The sequence below is a fragment of the Butyrivibrio sp. genome (genome assembly GCF_015056685.1).
In the GTDB taxonomy this organism is placed as follows: domain Bacteria; phylum Bacillota; class Clostridia; order Lachnospirales; family Lachnospiraceae; genus Butyrivibrio.
Genome location: NZ_SVFW01000017.1, coordinates 65,358 through 71,552 on the forward strand (window position 1 = coordinate 65,358; position 6,195 = coordinate 71,552).

Annotated in this window: 6 protein-coding genes; all 6 read left to right on the plus strand. The window is 40.8% G+C overall.

Features of this window, described 5'->3' with window-relative positions; all coding sequences use genetic code 11:
* Positions 1-6: 6 nt before the first annotated feature.
* Positions 7-1,356: a phosphoglucosamine mutase gene (gene glmM, locus E7303_RS07930; RefSeq protein ID WP_292144652.1), complete on the plus strand. Its 1,350-nt coding sequence runs from the start codon at positions 7-9 to the stop codon at positions 1,354-1,356.
* 1 nt (position 1,357) lies between these two features.
* Positions 1,358-1,621 carry an HPr family phosphocarrier protein gene (locus tag E7303_RS07935; protein WP_022772638.1) on the plus strand — a complete coding sequence of 88 codons (264 nt, stop codon included), beginning with the start codon at positions 1,358-1,360 and terminating at the stop codon, positions 1,619-1,621.
* Between the two features lie 57 nt (positions 1,622-1,678).
* Positions 1,679-2,854, plus strand: coding sequence for a DUF3048 domain-containing protein (locus E7303_RS07940; RefSeq protein WP_292144654.1), 1,176 nt, complete (start codon positions 1,679-1,681; stop codon positions 2,852-2,854).
* Between the two features lie 69 nt (positions 2,855-2,923).
* A complete protein-coding gene (rfbD, locus tag E7303_RS07945) occupies positions 2,924-3,793 on the plus strand; it encodes a dTDP-4-dehydrorhamnose reductase (protein ID WP_103869558.1) in 870 nt (289 codons plus the stop codon).
* Between the two features lie 17 nt (positions 3,794-3,810).
* Positions 3,811-4,269 carry a divergent PAP2 family protein gene (locus tag E7303_RS07950; RefSeq protein WP_103869559.1) on the plus strand — a complete coding sequence of 153 codons (459 nt, stop codon included), beginning with the start codon at positions 3,811-3,813 and terminating at the stop codon, positions 4,267-4,269.
* Positions 4,270-4,293: 24 nt separating this feature from the next.
* Positions 4,294-6,105: an LIC_10190 family membrane protein gene (locus E7303_RS07955; RefSeq protein WP_292144655.1), complete on the plus strand. Its 1,812-nt coding sequence runs from the start codon at positions 4,294-4,296 to the stop codon at positions 6,103-6,105.
* Positions 6,106-6,195 lie beyond the last annotated feature (90 nt).

Genomic DNA, 6,195 nt, shown 5'->3' on the forward strand with positions numbered 1-6,195 from the left:
TTAGAAATGGGAAGATTATTTGGAACAGACGGAGTCAGAGGAGTGGCTAACGATGAACTTACTCCACTTTTAGCTATGCAGCTTGGTCAGGCAGGAGCATATGTTTTATCAAAAGAAGTTAATCACAAGCCTACTATCATGGTTGGCTGCGATACAAGACTTTCAGGTGATATGCTTGCCAGCGCGCTTATGGCCGGTGCTTGTTCAGTAGGTGCTGATGTAGTTAATGTTGGTGTTATCCCAACTCCTGGTGTGGCTTATCTTACAAAGAAATACAGAGTAGATGCAGGTGTTGTTATCTCTGCTTCTCACAACCCAATGGAGTTTAACGGAATCAAGTTTTTTGACGGAAATGGTTATAAGCTTCCTGATGCAATGGAAGACGAAATAGAAGCTCTTATCAAGAACAACATGGAAGGCGTAAAGATGCCTACAGGTGCCGGAATTGGTAAGATCAAGAACCGTACAGATGCAAGAGAAGAGTATATCAACCACAACCTCAACGCTGTAGATATCAACCTTCAGGGAATGAAAGTTGTAATGGACTGCGCAGAAGGTGCATCTTTCTATACATCAGTAGAGGCAATAAGACAGCTCGGCGCAGAAGTAATAGTTATCCACAACAATCCTGATGGAACAAATATCAATGCAGGTTGCGGATCTACTCACATGGAAGAACTTATGGGAAGAGTTGTTACTGAGAAGGCAAACATCGGCCTTGCTTTTGACGGTGATGCAGACAGATTCCTTGCAGTAGATGAAAATGGTAAGATGGTAGACGGCGATGAGATCATGGCTATCATCGGAAAATACATGAAGGACAATGGCAAGCTTGCTAAAAATACAATCGTTGCAACTGTTATGAGTAATCTTGGTTTCTTCAAGATGGGTGAGAGAGAAGGAATCCAGATCGACAAGACAAAAGTTGGTGACAGATACGTTCTTGAGCACATGAAAGAAATCGGAGCAAATCTTGGCGGTGAGCAGTCAGGACACATTATTTTCCTTGACGATAACACAACAGGAGACGGACTTCTTTCAGCTCTCCATCTGTTAGAGGTTATGGTTAACACCAAAAAACCTTTATCAGAGCTTGCTAAAGTAATGGAGGTTATGCCTCAGGCTCTTGTAAATGCACATGTTCCTACACACAAGAAGGATTCTTATATGGAGTATCCTGAAATTGCAGGAGCTATTGCAGATCTTGAGAAGCAGTTTGCCGGAGATGGAAGAGTTCTTATCAGACCATCAGGTACAGAGCCACTTGTAAGAGTAATGATAGAGGGTAAGGATCAGGCTAAGATTGAGGAGGAAGCAAGGAAACTTGCGAAGTTGATCGAGGAGGTTATGCTATAATATGGTAAGTCAGAAGGTGGTTATTACAAACCCTACTGGATTACATTTGCGACCTGCAGGTAATCTATGTAAGGTGGCAATGAACTATAAATCTCACATCACTTTTAGCTATGGCGATAATACTGCCAATGCCAAGAGTGTACTTAGTGTTCTTGGCGCTTGCATAAAGTGTGGCGATGAGCTGACTTTTAAATGCGATGGTCCGGATGAAGAAGAGGCTATGGAAGCCCTTGTTAAGGCTATCGAAACCGGTCTTGGCGAATAGAATATTTTTGTGATAAACTATCACATGTTAAAAAATAGAGAGGAAATTGAACAGGATATGAGAAAAGCAAAAGCAATTATAGCCGCAGGCTTAACTGCAGCTATGCTATTTGGATGCGGCTCTGCTGGGGATGAGTCAGTATCTGGACTTAGTGTTGAAAAGTTAGAAGATGTAACTAAGCCAGAGGAAGCAGTTGCAGAGGCGACTGTTGAAGAGACAGTTGACGAGGACGTTCCACCTGCAGAAGGAATGGTTAGAAGTTATTTCACAAACGAGTGGGTTGATGAAGCAGTTAATACAAACAGACCACTTGCTGTTATGTACCCTATTAACAAAGAGGCACAGCCACAGTACGGACTTAGCAATGTAGCAGTTTTCTATGAGATCATGGAAGAAGGCAGCATGAGCCGTCAGATGGGTATCCTTGAGAATTGGGAGAGCCTTGAGAGAATAGGTAATATACGAAGCATCCGTGATTACTTTGTATATGCAGCACTTGAGTATGATCCAATTATTGTTCATTACGGCGGACCAGAACTCTACGTTAAGTCTATTTTGACAAGAGATGACGTTGACAACTTAAACGGTGTTGGCGGTGTAATGGGTTCAGACTATGGCGCATTTTTCAGAGTACCTGAGGGAAGCACATCTGAGCATACAGCTTTCACAGATGGTGCACACGTAACATCTGCTATCGAAAAAGCTAAATTTGAAACAGAGCACAGAGATGATTTTGAAGGTGAATCACACTTCACTTTTACAGGATATTCTAATCCAAACACTTTAGAGGATTATGGCGAGTCAGCAGTTGAGGCAACTGATATCGATATGTCAGGGTGCTTTCCTGTGACAAAGTCAGCTCTTACATATGATGAGTCAAAGGGTGTATACCTTAAAACTTTATATGGAAGTGCACAGAAGGATGCTGTAACAGGCGAACAGCTTGCATTTGCTAACGTTATCATCCAGAGAACATACCACGAAGTTCGTGATGACAACGGATACCTTGCATATCAGATGCATGATACAACTCGTGACGGATACTTCATCACAAAGGGTAAGATGATCCACGTAACATGGGAGAAGACTGGTGACTATGCACCAACAACTTACTATGATGATGCAGGCAACGAAGTTGTACTTAATACAGGTAAGACAATGATATTTGTAATTCAGGAGAAGGGCGGATCTTTCTCTAAGTTTACAGTAAACGGTGTCACATACGCAGATTGATAGACCTGGCATTATAGCGGACGGCAGTGATGCCGTCCGATTTTGGGTTTTAAATAAGAGAGGAATAACATGGATAAGATTATCGTTACCGGTTGCAATGGACAGCTTGGAAGAGCAATAAACAAAGAACTTGCTGGCAAGTATGAGCTTGTAAATACTGATGTTTTTCAGCAGGAAGGCATTATACCTTTGGATATAACAAATGTTGATCAGGTGCTTAAGCTTGCAAGAGATGTTAAGCCTGTTGCCATTGTTAACTGTGCCGCATACACAGCAGTTGATAAGCAGGAGAGTGACATAGATCTTTCTTACAAGATCAATGCGATCGGACCAAGAAACCTTGCAATTGCAGCAACTGAGACAGGAGCTAAGCTTGTTCACGTTTCAACTGACTACGTTTTTGAAGGCAATGGAACAAGACCATATGTTGAGTTTGATAAGCCCAATCCTGTAAGTGTATATGGAAAAACAAAGCTTGCAGGTGAGGAGTTTGTAAAGCAGTTTGCAAAAGATTTCTTTATTTTAAGAACAGCATGGCTTTATGGTGATGGTAAGAATTTTGTTAAGACAATGCTCGCATTATCTGAAAATCATGATGAAGTAAGCGTAGTTAACGACCAGCTTGGTACTCCTACAAGTACTTATGAACTTGCAAAAGCTATAGCATATCTTCTTCCTACAGAAAATTATGGTATTTTCCACGGAACATGCGAAGGTTCAACTAACTGGGCAGATTTCACTGAAGAGATATTCAGACTCGCAGGAAAGAACACAAAAGTTAACCATGTTTCAACAGCAGAATATCAGGCAAAGAATCCTCAGTCTGCTCCAAGACCAGCGTATAGTATTCTTGAGAACTATATGTTAAAACTTACATCTGACTTTATGTTTGCAGACTGGCATGAGGCTATTGAGAGATACATAAAAGAGCTTGTTTGATCAGAATAGAGGTTTAAATGCAATTATTAAATGATATATTTGGCAATACTATACTCATGGCATCATTTTGGGGATGGCTTGTTGCTCAGGTCCTGAAAACCATAATATATGTTATTGTTAACAAGAACTTTAATCCTGAAAGACTTATGGGAGACGGTGGAATGCCCAGTTCCCATTCAGCTACAGTAATGGCTCTTGTGACATCGACTTTTTATCACTATGGAGCAGGAACCTTTGAGTTTGCAATTTCAGGAGTTTTAGCCCTGATCGTTATGCATGATGCTATGGGCGTAAGACGTCAGGCAGGAAAGCAGGCAGTTGTCATCAATAATATGATGGACTGGTTTAAAGAGCTTGATAAAGATATTCCAACAGAGCAGAGACTCAAAGAGTTTGTTGGACATACTCCACTTCAGGTTTTGTTTGGCGCAATCCTTGGAATCATTGTTGGCGCAGTGGTTTCCTCGATAGGATAAATAAAACACAGGAGATAACTGATAATGATAACAGTTATACTTACTTGGATCTATGTTTTAGCTACCACATATCTTACAGGATTCTTTTTTCTAAATGCTATTACATCACTTGATTGTATGGCTTTTGTGAATTCAAAAGGTGTGTCAAAAAAGTATAAGATCAGATATCAGGAAAGTTATATAGTAGCCGGAATAGTTGTGGTTACTGTATTTGCTCAGCTTTTGAGTTTATTTGGCGGCGTTGGTCTTTTGGCTAACGCCTTCTTGGTCTTGTTTGATATTGCTGTGGCCTTTTACTACAGAAACAGATTATTTGAAGAATTCTATCTGATGAGACATGTTCTTTTAGCAAAAAGAGACTGGTTGTGGTATCTTCTTGTGTTTCTTCTTATGGCTTACGGAACATCTCATGGAATCATGCACTATGACTCTGACCTGTATCATGCGCAGGCTATCCACTGGATTGAGAGCGTCGGTATAGTAAAGGGCCTTGGTAATCTCCATTTGAGACTTGCTTATAACAGCGCTTCATTTGCCCTTTCAGCCTTTTATAGCTTTGCGTTTTTGGGTAAGCAGTCATTTCATACAATGGCGGGATTTTTTGCACTGCTCCTGGCTTGGCAGTGTCTTGATATAAAGACTATTGTCATAAGAAGACAGATCGTTATTTCTGATTTCCCAAGGATTGCAGCCATGTACTACCTTTTTACAATCTTTGATGAGATGGTAGCGCCTGCATCCGACTATTTTCTTTCAACACTTGTTTTTTACATCATCATCTGTTGCACCGATATGTATGTGAGACATGAAAAGGCTTTTGTGCCATACATCTTGCTTGCAATGGTCGGAATATATGCAGTTACTGTAAAGCTTTCTGCGGCGCCGATGGTTCTTTTGTCAATTATTCCAATCTATAAATTGTTCCACAGTAGGACAGCGGATAAAATCAAAGCCTTCGGTTTTTCGGTGCTCCTTGCTCTGGTTATAACCATGCCGTTCTTTTGGAGAAATATAGTGATCTCAGGATGGCTTCTCTATCCTGTCACATTCCTTGATCTCTTTGGCTTTGCATGGGAGATACCAAAAGGCGTTGCCCAGTATGATTCAATGGAGATCAGGACTTTTGGCCGCGGATATAATGATGTGGAAGCTTTTATGAATGTGCCTTTTTCAGAATGGGTACCTAACTGGTTTGGACAGCTTTCGCTCTTCTATAAGGCAATGGTGGTGCTTTCAATAATATCGATCGTTATTTATGTGTGCTGCGTCATATATTTTGGAGTGGTAGCAGTGGTATATAAAAAGAAACCTGGCAAGCTTGTTGGCAACAAGGTATTTGACCTAAGCAGCAGGAGCATGCTTAACCTTGCTGATTTTCTTACGCTTAGCGGGACACTTATCCTATGCCTCGTATTTTGGTTCTTTAGCGCGCCCCTTATCAGGTATGGAATCGTTTATGTTCTTGCGACAATCTCCATAGTTTTTGGAAGAATGATAATATTGCTCTTTCATAAATTAGAAGAAAAGGGTAGTGGGGTAAAAGAGATATCGTATAAAGCCCTTGTTGCTCTTCTTGCCATATGGCTTGTTTACAAGGGAATAAATATAGTTAATGAGGAAATTCCAAGATTTAATCCAAATTATCTTCTGGTTCAGCAGGACTATGGAACCTACGATGTTGATTCCTTTAAGCTTGGAGATAGCACAATCTACTATCCCACAGAAGGAGACCGCGCAGGATATGCGCCATTCCCGGCTGCAACTCATGACCTTACCGGTGAAGTTGAACTTTTGGGAGAGACAATAACTGATGGACTGAAAAGTGTAGGGCGATAAAAAGGCAGACAGTGGGGACGGTTCCAATGTCATTTAGATAGTAGAATTCTTGATAGCAGTATATTATTATAAACATGATAAATCCAAGCA